Here is a 17,228-nt window from a genome sequence, read left to right as displayed (position 1 = left end):
ACGGCCTTGATCGCCGTGCCCGCCGACCTCGCGGAGGAGGTGCTGCGGCGCGCCCAGGCGGCGACGGCCGGTGAAAAGGCGCTGATCGACAGCGTCCGGCGCGGCGACGCCCCGCGCGACAGCATGGCCGTGCTGCCCGAGAAATGGTGAGGAAAGCCCCCATGCCAGCCTCCTTGCGCATCGGCCTGATCGGCTTCGGCGAGGTCGGGTCGAGTTTCGCCCGCGGCTTCCTCGCCGACGGCCTGACCGGACTCGTCGCCTACGACGAACCACGGAGCGATGCCCAGCGCGATCTCGCCCGCCGGCGCTCCGTCGAGCTGGGGGTCCCCCTGCTCGACGACCCGGCGGGACTCGCCGACCGCGATCTCGTCGTCTGCTGCGTTCCGCAGGATCAGGCAATGGCGGCGGCCGAACGCTGCGCCGGGGCCATCGCGCCCGACGCCCTCTACGTCGACGTCAACTCGCTGGGGCCGCCCGACAAGATCGCCGTGGCCGAACGGGTCGCCGCGCTGGGCCGGACCTTCGTCGACGCGGCGATCATGGGGATGCCGATCAACGACCTCCACCGCGTTCCGGTGCTGGCCTCGGGCGAGGCGGCGCAACGCTTCGCCGAACTGGGCGGCCGGGCCGGCATGCGCATCCGGGTGGCCGGTGCCCGGCCCGCGACGCGGCCGGCGTCAAGATCCTGCGCAGCGTGGTGACCAAGGGGCTGGAATGCCTGCTGGTCGAAAGCCTGACGGCGGCCCGCCGCCACGGCCTCGACCACGCGGTGCTGGACAGCCTCGTCGGGCTGTTCGGGCCGCAAAGCCGCGCGGTCTTCGACTTCCTGATCCGCACCCACGCCGTGCACGCACAGCACATCGCCAACACGCTGCGCCGCCGCCGCCGGCGAACGGGGGCTGGCCGCCGCCGCGAACGGACGGCTTCCCGCCGGCACCGACGACGCCGTCGCCCTCTTCGACCGCCACCTCGACACCCCGCGGAGACCCCCGCATGAGCATTGGTTCGTGTCCACGCGCGGCCCGCGATCCTCGCCGCCGCTACGCCATGGGCACCGCCTTCCGCATGGGGCCGGGCTATTTCCCGGTGCTGCTCGGCGGCCTGCTGGCCCTGCTCGGCGCCGCCATCAGCCTGCGGGCGCTGTGGATCGACGAGGGCAACCGGATGGGCGGCCTCGCGTGGCGGCCGGTCCTGCTGGTGCTCGGGCGGGGTCTTGTCCTTCGCCCTGCTGCTGCTGAGCTGGCGCTCTTGCTGGCCTGGCCACTGGAGGGCTGGCAGCGCCTTCTCGCTCGGTCGTTCGTCTACGGGACCTCAAGATCTCCTCTGAGCGGGAAACTCGATGCTACGCCTGCTCGATTCTCTCTGACCGAAAGTGCTAACCTGAGGCTCGGTCTCTCGCTGCCGGCGGGGGCTGCCGGGATGACCATGGCGGCCGGGCGCGCACCATGCTGCAATTCCAATGGCGGCTCGACCACCTCGATCCTGAAACCTCGTCGGTGGTGACCTGCCTCGACGGCCACGCCATGGCCCGCCAGGGCCGCGCCGGGCCGGCGCTGGCGGTGTCGGCGCTCGGCTCCTTCTTCGCCGGCTGCGTCGCCACCCTGCTGATCGCGCTGTTCTCGCCGCTGCTGGGCGCCATCGCCGTGCGCTTCGGGCCGGCCGACTATTTCTCGCTGATGGTCGTCGGGCTGGTCGGGGCGGTGGTGCTGGCGCAGGGCTCGCTTCTGAAGGCGGTGGCGATGATCGTGCTCGGCCTTCTGCTCGGGCTGGTCGGGACGGACGTCAACTCGGCGGTGTCGCGCTTCGACTTCGGCCTGCCGGAGCTGGCCGACGGCATCAACTTCGTCGTGCTGGCGATGGGTCTGTTCGGCATCGGCGAGATCATCGTCACGCTGGAACGCCGCAAGGACGAGGAGGGGACCGTCATCCCGCACGGCCGGGTCTGGCCCAGCCTGGACGACACCCGCCGCTCCTGGAAGCCGGTGCTGCGCGGCACCGCGCTGGGCTCGCTGCTGGGGCTGCTGCCGGGGCGGCGGCACCGCGCTCGCCTCCTTCGCCGCCTACGCGCTGGAGAAGAAGCTGTCGCCCACGCCCGGACGCTTCGGCAAGGGCGCCATCGAGGGGGTCGCCGCCCCGGAATCGGCCAACAACGCGCGGCGGCGCAGACCTCCTTCATCCCGCTGCTGACGCTGGGGCTGCCGTCCAACGCGGTGATGGCGCTGATGGTCGGCGCCATGATGATCCACGGCATCACGCCGGGGCCGCAGATCATGACCGCCCGGCCCGACCTGTTCTGGGGCATGATCGCCAGCATGTGGATCGGCAATTTGATGCTGGTGCTGCTCAACATGCCGATGATCGGGCTGTGGGTGCGGCTGCTGCGCATTCCCTACGGCTGCTCTACCCGGCCATCCTGCTGTTCGCCTGCATCGGCATCTACAGCGTCGGCAACAGCGCCTTCGACGTCGGCCTCGCCGCCGCCTTCGGGCTGCTCGGCTACATCCTGGTCAAGGCCGCCTTCGAGCCGGCGCCGCTGCTGCTGGGATTCATCCTCGGCCCGCTGATGGAGGAGAATCTGCGCCGGGCCATGACCATGTCGCGCGGCGACGCCGGAGTCTTCCTGCGCGAGCCGGTCAGCCTGGGCCTGCTGCTGCTCGCCTCCTCCTTCTGGCCGCCACGCTGCTGCGGCCGTCAAGCGCGGCCGCCGCGAGGTCTTCGTCGAATGAGCGCCGGTTCCTGGAAAGCGCGCATGAAGCCGGACGCCGATATAGGCCGATGATGTCGACAGGAATTTAGGAGTGATGACCTGGAATGTTTCAGGCGGGCTTCATGAAATTTCTGAGAAATACACGGGCCCTCCGGCGGTCCGAACGCCAGGACTGACGCAGGAGACGGTTTCTTCCGCGGCAGCCCGCCGCGCCGCGCGGCTCGCCGCCGGCCCGCTCAGAACAGGGGCCGCAGGGCGAGATGGGCGCCCAGCGCCAGCAGGCCCAGGAAGAAGCAGCGCCGGAAGGTGTCCTGACGCACGCGAAGGCGCAGCCATTGGCCGAGCAGCATGCCGGCCAGGGACGGAAGCAGGGCCAGCAGGGACATCCCCACCAGCGCGCCGGCGAAACACGCCGTGCTGGGCCAGACCGGCGGCCAGCGCCACCGTGGAGACGGTGAAGGACAGCCCCAGGGCCTGCACCAGCTCCTCCCTCTCCAGGGCGAGGGCCTGGAGGTAGGGGACGGCCGGGATCACGAAGACGCCGGTGGCGGCGGTCACCAGCCCGGTCGCCAGCCCGACCAGCGGCCCCATCCACCGCTCGCTCCCGGCCGGCACGCGCAGCGCGCCGGACAGGCCGAGGATCGCGTACAGCACCAGGGCGATCCCCAGCGCCATGGTCGCGACCCCCGACGCGTCGCTGGCCAGGAAGCCGGCGCCCACCCAGGTTCCCAGGCACACACCCGCCATCATCGGCCACAGCCTTTCCAGAAGAGGGCCGAATCGGGGGCCGCTCGCCAACTGCCAGACATTCGTCACGAGCGAAGGCACGATCAGCAGCGAGGCCGCCTCCGCCGGCGGCATGACGAGACCCAGCAGCCCCATGGCGACGGTGGGAAGACCCAGCCCGATCATCCCCTTCACGCCACCGGCGAGCAGGAATGTCAGGGCTACGGCGGCGATGATGGGGAGGGAGTGGCTCGGCATGGAGCCGATCTAGACGCCGATCCGGGCACGGGACAATGCGGATGATCCGCAGCGTGCCTCAGGCGTGGACGAAGGCAGAGGCCCAGCCGGGGCACGGAGGCCGCGACCGCCCCAGCCGTGGCAGATCGGCAACACACCAGCGGCGGCGCGTCAGCAAAATCGTAGGTAGTCACACAATTCTTGCCAGAGCCGCCGCCCGCTGAATACAATGATAATCATTCGCATTTTTGCCGATCCGCACCGACGTTCGCCTCCACCGGGAGGACGCCGTGCCGGCCGCTGAAGTTGCGTCACAGAGACCGCCGCCTGGTAGAGGAATCGGCCCCATGAATCGTGTCCGCGGCAAGGCTGCTCCGCGCCAAACCGTTCCCCCTCGCAACCGCCCGTCCGTTGCGCCCGACGCCTCCGCTCCGGGCCTGCGCCCGGTCGCCATGGCCGTCCAGCTGGCCGGCGCCGTGCTGGCGGGCGGGCTTTCCCTCGCGCCGGCCGCCCATGCCCAGACGGCAGCCACCCAGACGGCAGCCACGGCCGGCACGGTCAACGCCAGCGTGCCCGCCGGTCCGCTTGCCGATTCGCTGAACCGCTTCGCGGCGCAGGCGGGCGTCTCCATCGCGGTGGACGCGGAGCAGGTCCGGGGCAGGACCGCTCCGGCGCTGAACGGCACGACGACGGTGGAGGACGGCTTCCGCCGCGGCTGCTGGCGGGGAGCAGCTACCAGATCGGACGCGGCCCGTCGGGCTACAGGCTGGTCGCGCAGGGCGCCGCCCCGGCGGCCGGCACGGCTGCGGCGGGCGGCACGGTGCTGCCGGCCCTCCAGGTCACGGCCAACTCCGCTCCGCTTCCCGGCGAGCTCCAGCGGCCCTACGCCGGCGGACAGGTGGCGCAGGGCGGATCGCTGGGCCTGCTCGGCTCCCGCAACGTCATGGACACGCCGTTCAGCGTGACCAACTACACCTCCCAGCTCATCGAGGACCAGCAGGCGCGCACGGCGGCCGACACGCTGATCAACGATTCGTCGGTGCGCACCACCACCGGCAGCAACGGCTTCGACGACACCTTCCAGATTCGCGGCTTCGCCGTGTCCGCCACCGACGTCGGCTTCAACGGCATGTACGGCCTGGTGTCGCAGAACCGCGTGCCGGCGCAGATCATCGAGCGCATCGAGCTGCTGAAGGGCCCCGGCGCGCTCGCCAACGGCATCGCCCCGGCAACAGCATCGGCGGCCGGCATCAACATCGTCAGCAAGCGCGCCGGCGACGAGCCGCTGACCCGCCTGACCACCACCTACCAGAGCGACGCCAACTTCGGCCTGAGCGCCGACGTCGGCCGCCGCTTCGGGGCGAACAAGGAGTGGGGCGTCCGCTTCAACGGCCTGCTGCGCGGCGGCGAGGGCTCGGTCGACGGCGGCGACGCGCGGACCGGCCTCGGCACGCTGGCGGTGGATTACCGGGCGAGCGGCTGCGCTGGTCGCTCGACGGCATCGTGCAGCGCGACAGCACGGACAATTTCCGCCCGCAGGTCAGCATCCTGTCGACCACGACCGCCATCCCGGCGCCGCCGGACGCGCGCGGCAACTGGTATCCCGGCACGACGCTGGTCCAGAAGGACACGACGGTCGCCTCGAACATCGAGTTCGACCTGACCGACTGGCTGACCGTGTACGCCGGCCTCGGCTACCGCGACGGCTCGAACGATCAGGTCTTCCCGTCCTCCAGCCCGGCCGTCAACGCGCTCGGCAACTTCACGGTCCGCAACTCCTACTACGACTCCTACACCCGGACGACCAGCGGCATGGCCGGCACGCGCCTGCGCTTCGACACGGGGCCCGTCCGCCACGCCATCAACGTCGGCTTCACCGGCTTCCAGCAGGAGGCCGGCAACGCCTACATCCAGTCGGCCGGCTCGGTCGCGACGAACATCTACCGGCCCTCGCGGCTTCCCGCCATCACGGCCGCGCGCACCGACCCGACGAAGGCGTCCGAGACGACGCTGACCAGCGTCGCGGTGGCCGACACGATGTCCTTCCTGGACGACCGCCTGCTGCTGACGCTGGGCGTGCGCGACCAGCAGGTCACCTTGAAGAGCTACAGCACCGCCACCGGCGCGATGACCAGCAAGTACGACGCCAGCGCGACGACGCCGCTGGCCGGCCTGGTCGTCAAGCCGCTGGAGAACCTCTCGCTCTACGCCAACTACGCCGAGGGGCTGAGCCGCGGCACCATCGTCGGCGCCGGCTACGCCAACACCGGCGCGGTGCTCGCCCCGTTCAAGTCCAAGCAGTACGAGGCCGGCGTCAAGGTCGACTGGGGCACCGTCACCACGACGGCGGCGGTCTTCCAGATCTCCAAGCCGAACTCGATCCGCACCGCCTCGAACGACCTCGCCTACGACGGCGAGCAGCGCAACCGCGGCCTGGAGCTCTCCGCCTACGGCGAGATCCTGCCCGGCCTGCGCGCCATGGCCAGCGCGACCTTCCTGAAGCCGGAGCTGACCCGCACCGCCGTCGCCGCCGAGCAGGGCAACGACGCCGCCGGCGTGCCGGACAAGACCTTCTCCGGCAGCCTCGACTGGACCACCCCTTGGGTGCCCGAGCTGTCGCTGAACGGGCGCGTCATCCACACCTCGGGCTCCTACCTGACCGCCGCCAACACCCTGCGCTTCGACGGCTGGACCCGCGTCGACGTCGGCGCCCGCTACAGCGCCGACATCGGGGGCAAGCCCGTCACCCTGCGCGCCAACGTCGAGAACCTGTTCGACAAGAACTACTGGCTGACGACCGGCACCTACGTGACCGTCGGCGCGCCGCGCACGGTGGTGCTGTCCGCCACGGTCGATTTCTGATCCTCCATGCTCCTGCCGACGGATTCGCCATGACCAAGCTTTCCATCGCCCTCCTCGCCGCCCTGGGCTTCGCCCTGCCCGCGCAGGCCCACCAGATCTGGATCGAGCAGCCCGACGGCGGCAACGCGACGATCCGTTTCGGTGAGTTCGGCGAGAATCTCCGCGAGGCGTCGCCCGGCCTGCTCGACAAGTTCGTCAAGCCGGCCGGCACGCTGGTTTCCGCCAAGGGCGAGCGGAAGGCCGACGCCGCCAGGACGGCGGACGGCTTCACCCTGCCCTTCGCGGCGGCGGCCGGCGACAGCATCGTCGCCGAGGACGCGCAGTACCCGCTCTACAGCTGGAAGCAGGCGGACAAGGAAACCGTCAACTGGTTCCACCCCGCCGCCCGCCTGATCACCGGCTTCGCCGAGCAGCCGCCCAAGCTGGCGCTGGATCTGGTGCCGGCCGGCAAGCCAGGCCAGTTCAAGCTGTTCTTCAAGGGCCAGCCCAAACCCAAGACCAAGGTGGCGCTGGTCACCCAGTCGGGCTGGGCCAAGGAGGGCCACACCGACGAGCAGGGGCTCGTCGAATTCGACCTGCCCTGGAAGGGCACCTACGTCGCCGAGGTCAGCCTCAACGAGCGCAGCCCCGGCGAGCGTCCGGGCGCCGGCGGCGCGGAGAAGTACGACGGCGTCAGCTACGTCACCACGGTGACCTACGTCCACGCCGACGGCCTTGCGCCGATCCCCGCCGGACCGGCGGCGGCGCCCGGCAAGTGACCGCCGTGGCCGGCTGGATCCGCGGCATCGGCCCGCTCGTCTCGCGCATCGTCGCCGCCCTGTTCGGCGGCTATGCGCTGGCCGCGCTCGCCAGCGTCGCCGTGCTCGCCCTTCCCATGAGCAAGCCGCAGGCCGTGCTCACCGGGATGCTGGCGAGCTTCGCGGTCTACGCCGGCGCCGTGATCTGGGTCTTCGCGGCGCGCAGCGCCCCGCGGGCCTGGACGGGCCTTCTCGTGGTCGCCGCGCCGCTGCTTCTGGCGGCGTGGTCCGTCTGGTGATGGGGAACCCCCGCGTGAAAACCGACCGGAAGCCGCCGCCCGCCGGCCGCCCCGCCGCTCGCCCCGCCACTCCGGGCATCCGCCAGAGCATGTCCGGCCTGCACACATGGGTCGGGCTGCTGCTCGGCTGGGTCCTCTACGCCATGTTCCTCACCGGGACGGTGGCCTATTTCAAGGACGAGCTGTCGCAATGGATGCGGCCCGAGCTGCCGCACCAGACCGAGGTCCCCGACCAGGCCCTGGTCGCCCAGCGCGTCGCCGACGCACTCGTCGCCATCGCGCCCGGCAGCCCGCAATGGAGCATGCGCCTGCCCGACGCGCGCAACAACAGCGTCTACGCCTTCTGGCGCACGGCCGCCGGCACGCCCGGCCAGCGCGGCTTCGGCGAGGCCAGCTTCGACCCCGCCACCGGCCGGAAGGTGACGTCGCGCGAAACGATGGGCGGCGACTTCTTCTACCGCTTCCACTTCCAGTTCCACTACATGCCGGTGATCTGGGGGCGCTGGATCGCCGGCGTGGCCGCCATGTTCATGCTGGTCGCCATCGTCAGCGGCGTCATCACGCACAAGAAGATCTTCGTCGATTTCTTCACCTTCCGCTGGGGCAAGGGACAGCGCTCCTGGCTCGACGCGCACAACGCGCTGTCGGTGTTCGGGCTGCCGTTCCACGCCATGATCACCTACAGCGGGCTGGTCACGCTGATGGCGCTCTACATGCCCTGGGGCGAGCAGGCCGCCATCCGGACGCCGGCCGAGCGCCAGCAGCTCACCGCCGAACTCAGCGCCTTCATCCAGCCGGGCAAGCCCAGCGGGGAGACGGCGCCGCTGGCGTCCATCGAGGACATGGTGCGCCACGCGCAGGAGCGCTGGGGCCGCGACAACGTCGGCCGCGTCACCGTCACCCATGCCGGCGACGTGGCGGCGCGGGTGGCGGTGGCGCGCGGCGAGGCCGGCCGAGTCTCCATGAGCCCGCAATACATGGAATTCGAGGGCCCGACCGGCAGGCTGCTGGCGGTCCACGAGGGCGTGGGCGCCGCGGCCGAGACGCGCGGCGTCCTCTACGCGCTGCATCTCGGGCGCTTCAGCGACAGCGTGACGCGCTGGCTGTATTTCCTCGTCAGCCTCGCCGGCACGGCGATGGTCGGCACGGGGCTGGTGATGTGGACCGTGAAGCGGCGGCAGAAGCTGGCCGATCCGGAGCGGCCCTATTTCGGTTTCCGGCTCGTGGAGCGGCTGAACATCGCGGGCATCGCCGGCCTGTCGATCGCCATGGCGGCGTTCCTGTGGGCCAACCGTCTGCTGCCGCAGGGGATGGCCGACCGCGCCGGCTGGGAAATCCACGGCTTCTTCATCGTCTGGGCGCTGACGCTGGCGCACGCCGCGCTGCGTCCGGCCAGGACCGCGTGGATCGAGCAGCTCTGGACGGCGGCCGCGCTGCTGGCGCTGCTGCCCGTGCTGAACGCGGCCACCACCCGGCGGCCGCTGTGGCACAGCCTCGCCGAGGGCGACTGGATCTTCGCCGGCACCGAGCTCCTGTGCTGGGGGCTGGCCGGGCTCCACGCGGTCCTGGCGATCCGCACGGCCAGACACCAACCCCGTCTCCGGCCCGCGCGCAAGCCCGACCGGGATCCCATGGCCGGCGCCGCGTTGCGCAAGGGGGAAGCATGAGCCATCTGCCGCCCCTCCTGCTGGCCCTGGCGGGCTTCACGGCGCTGGCCTTCGCGACGGACCGCCAGCAGCACGACCTGCTCGGACGGCCGCTGCCGCCGTCCGTCACCCGCGCCCTGCGCATCGCCGGCGCCGCCGCCCTGCTGCTGGCGCTCGGCGCCCTGGTCGCGTGGAAAGGCTGGGGCCTCGGCCTCGTGATGTTCAGCGGCCACACGAGCCTGGCCGCCGGCGTCGTGCTCGGCGCGCTCATCCTGCGCGCAAGGGCCGCCGCGCGCACGCCGAGGCGCTGACGGATCGCGCGCCGTCCTCCCGCCCGCGCCGGAGGACGGCGCGCGAGGCTTCGGGATTCTTTGAAACTGTCTTCACGCAACGGGGGCTAGGGCCGCCGCCGCCGCCGCGCCTATGATCGGCGGCCTGTTGGTCCGCCCGTCCGCCCAGAGTCCGTCCGCCCAGACTCCGTCCACGAGAGCCCGCCCATGCCCGACTCCCCGCTTTCCGGCCCGGCCCTTCTCGCGCGCATCGAGGCGCTGGCGGCGATCAGCGCCGACACGGGAGCCCTGTCGCGCCTCTACCTGACGCCGGAGCACCGCCGCGCCAACGACCTCGTGGCCGGCTGGATGCGCGAGGCCGGCATGAGCGCGCGCGAGGATGCCGTCGGCAACATCGTCGGCCGCTACGAGGGCGACCGGCCGGGCCTGCCGGCGCTGCTGATCGGCTCGCACCTCGACACCGTGCGCGACGCCGGCAAGTATGACGGCATGCTGGGCGTGCTGTCCGGCATCGCCGTCGTCGCCGAATTGCACGCGCAGGGCCGCCGCATGCCCTTCGCCATCGAGGTCATCGGCTTCGGCGACGAGGAGGGCACCCGCTTCCAATCCACCCTGATCGGCAGCCGCGCCGTCGCCGGGACCTTCGACCCGTCGGTGCTCGACAAGCGCGACGCCGGCGGCGTCCGGCTCGGCGACGCCATGGCGGCCTTCGGCCTCGACCCCGCCGCCTGGGCGACCGCCGCCCACCGCCCCGCCGACGTGCTCGCCTACGCCGAACTCCACATCGAGCAGGGGCCGGTGCTGGAGGCGCTGGGCCGCGCGGTCGGAATCGTCACCGCCATCGCCGGAGCGACCCGGCTCGCCGTGACGGTGGAGGGCTTCGCCGGCCATGCCGGGACGGTGCCGATGACGCTGCGCCGCGACGCGCTGGCGGCGGCGGCCGAGATGATCCTGGCGGTGGAGAGCCTGTGCTCCGGCCAGGACCGGCTGGTCGGCACGGTCGGCCGCGTCGAGGCGGCGCCCGGCGCCACCAACGTCATCCCCGGCCGGGTCCGCTTCACCATCGACCTGCGGGCCGACCGCGACCCCCTGCGGCTGGAGCGCGTCGCCGCCGTGCGCGCCCGGCTGGAGGAGATCGCCGACCGTCGCGAGGTCGGCATCGCCTTCGAGACCCTGCACGAAAGCCCGGCGGTCGCCTGCCACCCCGATCTGATGACGCAGCTCACCGCCGCCGCCGCCTCGCTCGGGCTCGACGCGCCGGAGCTGCCGAGCGGCGCCGGCCACGACGCCATGGCGGTCGCCGCGCTGACCGACATCGCCATGCTGTTCGTGCGCTGCGAGCGCGGCATCTCGCACAACCCGGCCGAGAGCATCACCGCCGCCGACGCCGAGGCCGGCGCCCGCGTGCTCGCCCGTTTCGTCGACCATTTCCAGCCCGCATCGGACCGCGCCCCATGACCGAGCCTTTCTCCGCGCTTGACCACGCCCTGGCCGCCGCCGTCGACGAAGCCTTCGACGCCGAGACCCGCTTCCTGGCGGAGCTGGTTAAGGTGCCGTCCGACAACCCGCCCGGCGACTGCGCGCCGCACGCCGCCCGCGCGGCGGAGCTGCTGGAGGCGCTGGGCTTCACGGTCGAGCGCCACCCGGTCCCGGCCGGGCTGGCGCGGGCCAACGGCATGGTCAGCGCCACCAACCTCGTGATCCGCCAGCGCTTCGGCGGCGACCGTTCCGGCGAGGGACCGGTGGTGGCGCTGAACGCCCACGGCGACGTGGTGCCGCCCGGCGAGGGCTGGTCGGCCGATCCCTACGGCGCCGAGATCCGCGACGGGGTGATGTACGGCCGCGGCGTCGCGGTGTCGAAGTCCGACTTCGCCACCTACGCCTTCGCGCTGAAGGCGCTGACGGCCACGGGCGCCCCGCTGAGGGGCACGGTGGAACTGCACCTGACCTACGACGAGGAGGCCGGCGGCGAGATCGGGCCGAAATGGCTGCTCGACCAGGGCATCTCCAAGCCCGACTACGCGGTGTCGGCCAGCTTCGCCTATTCGGTGGTGACGGCGCACAACGGCTGCCTGCATCTGGAGGTGCGGATCGACGGCAAGTCGGCCCACGCCGCCCGCCCCGACACCGGCTTCGACGCTCTGGAGGCGGCCAACGGCGTTCTGTCGGCGCTCTACGCCCACCGGCCGGAGCTGGCCGAGCGGCGGTCCGAGGTTCCCGGCATCACCCACCCGTCGCTGACGGTCGGGCTGATCCAGGGCGGCATCAACACCAACGTGGTGCCCGACCGCGTGACCTTCCGGCTCGACCGCCGCATGATCCCGGAGGAGAACCCGGCCGAGGTCGAGGCGGAACTGCGCGCCCTGATCGGGACGGCGGCCGGCGCCTACCCCGGCATCGCTGTGACGGTGCGCCGCATCCTGCTGGCCCGCCCCTTCACCTCGGTCGGCGACGCGCCGCGTCTGGCCGCCCTGTTCGCCCGCCACGCCGAGGCGGTGCTGGGCGTGCCGGTGGCGCGGACCGGCATCCCGCTCTACACCGACGCCCGGCACTATTCGGAGGCCGGCATCCCGACCGTGCTCTACGGCGCCGGCCCGCGCGACCTGCTGGAGGCCAACGGCCACCGCGCCGACGAGAAGCTGGTGCTGGAGGACCTGCGCAAGGCGACGCTGGTCGTGGCGCGGGTTCTGGCCGAACTGCTGGGCTGAACGGGACTATGATGAAGCCCTTCTCCCCTTGTGGGAGAAGGGTTGGGATGAGGGGTATTCCGCCGTAGGCGGAAAAATTCCCGCCCCCTCACCCCAACCCCTCTCCCACGAGGGGAGAGGGGCTTTTCGGACTTCACCCCGCCCGGCGGCCCGGCCCCGGCTTGGCGCCCGCCTTGCCACCCGGCAGCATCCGCCGGCCCTTGCCGCTCTGCTGGGTCAGGAAGGTCTGGCCCTTCGGCCCCTTCGACGTGCAGTTCCCCCCCGGCCCCTTCTCGCGCGGCCCCTTCTCACGCGGGTTGGCGGTGGCGCCGACCGGCTGCCACGCCGGAATCAGCTGCTCCTCGCCCGGCCCGATCAGGTCGGCGCGGCCCATCGCCTTCAGCGATTCGCGCAGGATCGGCCAGTTCTCCGGGTCGTGGTAGCGCAGGAACGCCTTGTGCAGGCGGCGCTGGCGCAGCCCCTTGGCCGACGACACCACCTCGGCGCCGACGCGGCGGATCGGGCGCAGGGGGTTGCGCTCGCTGTGGTACATGGCGGTCGCCAGCGACATCGGCGAGGGCAGGAAGGTCTGCACCTGGTCGGCCTTGAAGCCGTTCCGCTTCAGCCACAAGGCGAGGTTCATCATGTCCTCGTCCGTGGTGCCGGGATGCGCCGCGATGAAGTAGGGGATCAGGTAGAGCTTCTTCCCCGCCTCCTTCGCCGCCTTGTCGAACATCCGCTTGAACTCGTCGTAGGCCCCCATGCCGGGCTTCATCATCTTGGCGAGCGGCCCCGGCTCGGTGTGCTCGGGCGCGATCTTCAGATAGCCGCCGACATGGTGGGTGACCAGCTCCTTCACATACTCCGGGTTGCGCACGGCGAGGTCGTAGCGCAGGCCCGACGCGATGTGGATCTTCTTCACGCCGGGCACCGCGCGGGCCTTGCGGTAGAGCTGCACCAGCGAGGAATGGTCGGTGTTCAGGTTCTTGCAGATGTCGGGGAAGACGCAGGACGGGCGGCGGCAGACCGATTCCGTCTCCTTGTCCTTGCAGGCCAGCCGGTACATGTTGGCGGTCGGCCCGCCCATGTCGGAGATGGTGCCGGTGAAGCCCTTGGTCTTGTCGCGGATCTGCTCGATCTCGCGCAGGATCGAGCCCTCCGACCGGCTCTGGATGATGCGCCCCTCATGCTCGGTGATCGAGCAGAAGGAGCAGCCGCCGAAGCAGCCGCGCATGATGTTGACCGAGAAGCGGATCATGTCCCAGGCCGGGATGCGCGCGTCGCCGTAGGAGGGATGGGGCGCGCGGGCGTAGGCGAGGTCGAACACCCCGTCCATCTCCGGCGTCTCCAGCGGGATCGGCGGCGGGTTCAGCCAGACGTCGCGGTCGCCGTGGCGCTGCACCAGCGCGCGGGCGTTGCCGGGGTTGCTCTCCTGGTGCAGCACGCGGCTGGCGTGGGCGTAGAGCACCTTGTCCTCGCTCACCTGCTCGTAGGAGGGCAGGCGCACCGCCATGCGGTCGGCACCGGCGGCGCGCGGCGACACGGTGGCCGAAGGGTCGTCGATGGAACTGCTGTCGATGACGGTCCAGCCCTCGGGGATGCTGGAGCGCATGATCGCGGTGCCGCGGATGTCGGTCATCGCGCGCGGCGATTCGCCGGCCAGCGCCCGCTGGGCGATCTCGACGATGGCGCGCTCGGCGTTGCCGTAGACCAGCATGTCGGCCTTGGAATCGACCAGCACGGAGCGGCGGATCTTCTCGCTCCAATGGTCGTACTGGGCGATGCGGCGCAGGCTCGCCTCGATGCCGCCGAGCACGACCGGGATGCCCTTGAACGCCTCGCGGCAGCGCTGGGCGTAGACGGTCACCGCGCGGTCGGGCCGCTTGCCGCCCTCGTCGTTGGGGGTGTAGCTGTCGTTGTGGCGCAGCCGGCGGTCGGCCGTGTAGTGGTTGACCATGCTGTCCATGTTGCCGCCGGTCACGCCCCAGAACAGGCGCGGCGGCCCCAGCACCTTGAACGCCTCGGCGCTGGTCCAGTCGGGCTGGGCGATGATGCCGACGCGCAGCCCCTGCGATTCCAGCAGCCGGCCGATGATCGCCATGCCGAAGCTGGGATGGTCGATGTAGGCGTCGCCGGTCACCACGATGACGTCGCACTGGTCCCAGCCCAGCCGGTCCATCTCCGCGCGCGACATCGGCAGGAACGGCGCCGGCTTGGCGCGCCGGCTCCGATCGGGACGGTGGGCGAACAGGTTGGGCGCTGCGTGCATGAGGCGGTCCATTGACGACGATGATGGAGTGATCCGGGGGCTTGGCAAGCGGCCAGTCATACCGTGTTCGGCCGGGAATTCCCACTGCGCAAATCACAGCGCAGCGATTGGTTATTGAGGGGAAGGCGAAAGGGAGCACCGCCACGCCGAAGCTTCCGTTCCCGTCCCGTACCGTTGGTGGAAACGAACACCCCATCCTTGTGGGTAACACGTCCGGCGCGAACAGATCATCGCAAGTGTAAGGATGCGGCAATACCGATGCCGCCTGGATTGAGGCAAAGACCATGATTAATTTCACAGCATCGGACTTTTCAAAAGGCATGACCATGCAGCGCGATGTTTGGCCGACGGACGCCGGGACGACCAACGCAGGGCTGGCGATGACCATCCCCCTTCCTTCGGACGAGTCCCTGGCCGAGGACATCCGCGCCGTTCTGGCCGAGTGCGGCGGGCTGGCGGTGGATCCCGGACGCCTCGCTCCCGAGGACGACCTCTACGCCGCCGGGCTGACCTCGCACGGCTGCGTCGGGCTGATGCTGGGGCTGGAGGAGCGCTTCGAGGTGGAATTTCCCGAAACCCTGCTGAACCGCCGGACCTTCGAGAGCATCGCGGCGATCCGCGACGCCGTGCGCGGCCTGCTCGTCAGGTCCGCCGCGTGAGCGGCCCCTCGGCCCAGGCCCGCGCCGTCGGTGCCGGGGTCGCCGCCGCCCACGCCGACGGCGTGGACCGCGACGCGCGCTTCCCCGCCGAGGCCGTCGCGGCCCTGAGGGAACAGCGCCTGCTGAGCGCCTACGTCCCCGCCGAGTTCGGCGGGGCGGGCGCCTCGCTGTTCGAGGTGGCGGCGGCCTGCCACGCGCTGGCCCGCCATTGCGGCTCGACCGGCATGATCTTCGCCATGCACCAGATCCAGGTCGCCTGCCTGGTCCATCACGGGCGCGACGGCGCGTGGCACCGCGCCTTCCTGGCCCGCCTCGCCGACGAGCAGCTTCTGCTCGGCTCGGCGACGACGGAGGCCGAGACCGGTGGCGACATCCGCAACAGCGTCTGCGCCGTGCGGGCCGACGGCGACCGCTTCACGCTCGCGAAGAACGCCTCGGTGATCTCCTACGGCGACCAGTCCGACGCCATCCTGGTGACGGCGCGGCGGACGCCGGACTCGCCCTCCTCCGATCAGGCGCTGGTCGTCCTCCGCCGGGAGGACTACCGCCTCGACAAGACAAGCCGTTGGGACGCGCTCGGCATGCGGGGGACATGCAGCGACGGCTACCGGCTGGAGGCGGCTGGGGAATTGGGGCAGGTCATGCCGCTGCCCTACGCCGACCTGTCGGCGCGGACCATGCTGCCGGTCACCCACATATTGTGGAGCAGCGTGTGGCTCGGCATCGCCGCCGACGCGGTCGGCCGCGCCCGCGCCTACGTCCGCGCCGAGGCCAAGCGCAAGCCCGGCACCACCCCGCCCAGCGCCCCGCGGCTGGCGGAGGCGACGGCGAAGCTCCAGCAGATGAAGGCCTGCGTGCTGACGGCGATCCGCCAGTACGAGCTGGCGCGCGAGACGCCCGAGCTGCTCGGCTCGCTGTCCTTCGCCACCGCGATGGGAACGCTGAAGGTCACGACCTCCGAACTGGTGATGGAGGTGGTCGACCGGGCGATGCGCGCCTGCGGGCTGGCCGGCTACCGCAACGACACCCCCTACAGCCTGGGCCGCCACCTGCGCGACGCCCAGTCCGCCGCGCTGATGATCGGCAACGACCGCATCATGGCGCACACCGCCAACCAGCTTCTCGTCCAGCGCGACGGATCGGGGCCGTTCGAATGAGCATGACCGACAGCGCCGGCACCCAGGCCGACGCCCCCCAAACCGATTCACAGGCCGCCTACCGCGACGAGCTGGTCGCGGCCGGGCTGCTGATCCCCACCGGGGTCGACGGGCTCTACGGCCGCGGCGGCGTGTTCGAGGACGTGGTGGAGCGCTTCGACGCGCTCGTCACCGTCTGGGGCGGCACCGACGGGGCGGAGGTGATGCGCTTTCCCCCGGCGCTCAACCGGAAATATTTCGAGGAGAGCGAGTATCTGAAGAGCTTCCCGCACCTCGCCGGCACCATCCACAGCTTCAAGGGCGACGAGCGCGCCCACCGCACGCTGCTGCGCCGGCTGGAGGAGGGCCAGGACTGGACCGAGGAGCAGGCCGTGACCGACGTGGTGATGACCCCGGCCGCCTGCTACCCGGTCTACCCGACCGTCGCGGCGCGCGGGGTACTGCCGGCGGACGGGCGGCTGATCGACGTCTTCTCCTACTGCTTCCGGCACGAACCGTCGCTCGACCCGGCGCGGATGCAGATGTTCCGGATGCGCGAGTACATCCGCGTCGGCACGCCGGAGCAGGTGATGGAGTTCCGCGAGGTCTGGCTGCGGCGCGGGCGCGAGATGATGGCCTCGCTCGGCGTGCCGCTGGAGATCGACGTCGCCAACGACCCCTTCTTCGGGCGCGGCGGCGCCGTGCTGTCCAACAGCCAGCGCGAGCAGAAGCTGAAGTTCGAGCTGCTGATCCCGATCACCAGCGAGAGCAAGCCGACCGCCTGCCTCAGCTTCAACTACCACCAGGATCATTTCGGCCATCTGTGGGACATCCGGACCGCCGACGGCGGCGTCGCCCACACCGCCTGCGTCGGCTTCGGCATGGAGCGGGTGGCGCTGGCGCTGTTCCGCCACCACGGCTTCGACACGGCGCGCTGGCCGGCGCCGGTGCGCGCGGTCCTCTGGGGGTGAGC

The 17,228-nt window shown here is 71.3% G+C and carries 15 protein-coding genes and 2 pseudogenes; 15 read left to right on the top strand and 2 right to left on the bottom strand.

Annotated elements, in window-relative coordinates:
* Nucleotides 1-161 precede the first annotated feature (161 nt).
* The 4 genes and pseudogenes from JN22_RS08145 (at nt 162) to JN22_RS35460 (ending at nt 2,779) form a co-directional block, all read left to right on the top strand.
* Nucleotides 162-701, top strand: coding sequence for an NAD(P)-binding domain-containing protein (locus JN22_RS08145; RefSeq protein WP_179166077.1), 540 nt, complete (start codon nt 162-164; stop codon nt 699-701).
* The gene (locus tag JN22_RS08140) at nt 695-997 is read left to right on the top strand and encodes a hypothetical protein (RefSeq protein WP_179166076.1); all 303 of its coding nucleotides are present in this window, start codon (nt 695-697) and stop codon (nt 995-997) included. The genes JN22_RS08145 and JN22_RS08140 overlap by 7 nt, the downstream gene beginning before the upstream one ends.
* Nucleotides 994-1,503, top strand: coding sequence for a hypothetical protein (locus JN22_RS08135; protein WP_143268181.1), 510 nt, complete (start codon nt 994-996; stop codon nt 1,501-1,503). The genes JN22_RS08140 and JN22_RS08135 overlap by 4 nt, the downstream gene beginning before the upstream one ends.
* Nucleotides 1,446-2,779: pseudogene (locus tag JN22_RS35460) on the top strand (tripartite tricarboxylate transporter permease). Before JN22_RS08135 ends, JN22_RS35460 begins: the two are co-directional and overlap by 58 nt.
* Nucleotides 2,780-2,827: 48 nt before the next feature.
* Here the strand turns inward: JN22_RS35460 and JN22_RS08125 are convergent.
* Nucleotides 2,828-3,691, bottom strand: a complete 864-nt coding sequence (locus tag JN22_RS08125) for a sulfite exporter TauE/SafE family protein (protein ID WP_223677621.1) — start codon at nt 3,689-3,691, stop codon at nt 2,828-2,830.
* A gap of 922 nt (nt 3,692-4,613) precedes the next feature.
* Here JN22_RS08125 and JN22_RS08120 point away from each other — a divergent pair.
* From JN22_RS08120 to JN22_RS08085, 8 genes and pseudogenes are all read left to right on the top strand, one after another.
* A pseudogene (locus JN22_RS08120) lies at nt 4,614-4,829 on the top strand (TonB-dependent receptor plug domain-containing protein); the annotation flags it as partial.
* A gap of 344 nt (nt 4,830-5,173) precedes the next feature.
* Nucleotides 5,174-6,532 carry a TonB-dependent receptor gene (locus JN22_RS08115; RefSeq protein ID WP_247877488.1) on the top strand — a complete coding sequence of 453 codons (1,359 nt, stop codon included), beginning with the start codon at nt 5,174-5,176 and terminating at the stop codon, nt 6,530-6,532.
* A 29-nt stretch (nt 6,533-6,561) separates the two neighbouring features.
* Nucleotides 6,562-7,290: a DUF4198 domain-containing protein gene (locus JN22_RS08110; protein ID WP_085552494.1), complete on the top strand. Its 729-nt coding sequence runs from the start codon at nt 6,562-6,564 to the stop codon at nt 7,288-7,290.
* Nucleotides 7,291-7,295: 5 nt separating this feature from the next.
* Nucleotides 7,296-7,568 carry a DUF3649 domain-containing protein gene (locus JN22_RS08105; protein ID WP_223677541.1) on the top strand — a complete coding sequence of 91 codons (273 nt, stop codon included), beginning with the start codon at nt 7,296-7,298 and terminating at the stop codon, nt 7,566-7,568.
* A 14-nt stretch (nt 7,569-7,582) separates the two neighbouring features.
* Complete coding sequence (locus JN22_RS08100; RefSeq protein WP_223677540.1) at nt 7,583-9,235, top strand: PepSY-associated TM helix domain-containing protein; 1,653 nt, start codon at nt 7,583-7,585, stop codon at nt 9,233-9,235.
* Nucleotides 9,232-9,525, top strand: a complete 294-nt coding sequence (locus JN22_RS08095) for a DUF3325 family protein (RefSeq protein ID WP_085552491.1) — start codon at nt 9,232-9,234, stop codon at nt 9,523-9,525. Before JN22_RS08100 ends, JN22_RS08095 begins: the two co-directional genes overlap by 4 nt.
* A gap of 186 nt (nt 9,526-9,711) precedes the next feature.
* On the top strand, nt 9,712-10,962 hold the full coding sequence (locus JN22_RS08090) for an allantoate amidohydrolase (protein ID WP_085552490.1): 1,251 nt from the start codon (nt 9,712-9,714) through the stop codon (nt 10,960-10,962).
* Nucleotides 10,959-12,212, top strand: a complete 1,254-nt coding sequence (locus JN22_RS08085) for a M20/M25/M40 family metallo-hydrolase (RefSeq protein WP_085552489.1) — start codon at nt 10,959-10,961, stop codon at nt 12,210-12,212. Before JN22_RS08090 ends, JN22_RS08085 begins: the two co-directional genes overlap by 4 nt.
* Nucleotides 12,213-12,345: 133 nt before the next feature.
* On the opposite strand, the gene JN22_RS08080 is transcribed toward JN22_RS08085, so the two are convergent.
* Complete coding sequence (locus JN22_RS08080) at nt 12,346-14,460, bottom strand: YgiQ family radical SAM protein (protein ID WP_085553490.1); 2,115 nt, start codon at nt 14,458-14,460, stop codon at nt 12,346-12,348.
* Between the two features lie 326 nt (nt 14,461-14,786).
* Between JN22_RS08080 and JN22_RS08075 the strand changes: the two genes are divergently transcribed.
* The 3 genes from JN22_RS08075 to JN22_RS08065 are packed head-to-tail and all read left to right on the top strand — an operon-like array spanning nt 14,787 to nt 17,226.
* Nucleotides 14,787-15,119, top strand: coding sequence for an acyl carrier protein (locus JN22_RS08075; RefSeq protein WP_223677619.1), 333 nt, complete (start codon nt 14,787-14,789; stop codon nt 15,117-15,119).
* Entirely contained in the window at nt 15,116-16,276 is a 1,161-nt protein-coding gene (locus tag JN22_RS35185) for an acyl-CoA dehydrogenase family protein (RefSeq protein WP_085553383.1), read from the top strand. The genes JN22_RS08075 and JN22_RS35185 overlap by 4 nt, the downstream gene beginning before the upstream one ends.
* Nucleotides 16,273-17,226 (top strand): amino acid--[acyl-carrier-protein] ligase, encoded by a 954-nt coding sequence (locus JN22_RS08065; protein WP_085553382.1) that lies wholly within the window; start codon nt 16,273-16,275, stop codon nt 17,224-17,226. Before JN22_RS35185 ends, JN22_RS08065 begins: the two co-directional genes overlap by 4 nt.
* Nucleotides 17,227-17,228: the final 2 nt, after the last annotated feature.

Source organism: Azospirillum agricola (assembly GCF_020005195.1).
Classification (GTDB): Bacteria; Pseudomonadota; Alphaproteobacteria; order Azospirillales; family Azospirillaceae; genus Azospirillum; species Azospirillum agricola.
Note: the sequence above shows the minus strand (reverse complement) of the source record. Positions and strands in the feature narration are given on the sequence as shown.

Excerpts from the sequence above, each read along its gene's own strand:
- JN22_RS08135 (WP_143268181.1), top strand. The coding sequence starts at position 994 with ATGAGCATTGGTTCGTGTCCACGCGCGGCCCGCGATCCTCGCCGCCGC.
- JN22_RS08095 (WP_085552491.1), top strand. The coding sequence starts at position 9,232 with ATGAGCCATCTGCCGCCCCTCCTGCTGGCCCTGGCGGGCTTCACGGCG.
- JN22_RS08125 (WP_223677621.1), bottom strand. The coding sequence starts at position 3,691 with ATGCCGAGCCACTCCCTCCCCATCATCGCCGCCGTAGCCCTGACATTC.
- JN22_RS08145 (WP_179166077.1), top strand. The coding sequence starts at position 162 with ATGCCAGCCTCCTTGCGCATCGGCCTGATCGGCTTCGGCGAGGTCGGG.
- JN22_RS08075 (WP_223677619.1), top strand. The coding sequence starts at position 14,787 with ATGCAGCGCGATGTTTGGCCGACGGACGCCGGGACGACCAACGCAGGG.
- JN22_RS08080 (WP_085553490.1), bottom strand. The coding sequence starts at position 14,460 with ATGCACGCAGCGCCCAACCTGTTCGCCCACCGTCCCGATCGGAGCCGG.
- JN22_RS08090 (WP_085552490.1), top strand. The coding sequence starts at position 9,712 with ATGCCCGACTCCCCGCTTTCCGGCCCGGCCCTTCTCGCGCGCATCGAG.
- JN22_RS08065 (WP_085553382.1), top strand. The coding sequence starts at position 16,273 with ATGAGCATGACCGACAGCGCCGGCACCCAGGCCGACGCCCCCCAAACC.
- JN22_RS08110 (WP_085552494.1), top strand. The coding sequence starts at position 6,562 with ATGACCAAGCTTTCCATCGCCCTCCTCGCCGCCCTGGGCTTCGCCCTG.
- JN22_RS08085 (WP_085552489.1), top strand. The coding sequence starts at position 10,959 with ATGACCGAGCCTTTCTCCGCGCTTGACCACGCCCTGGCCGCCGCCGTC.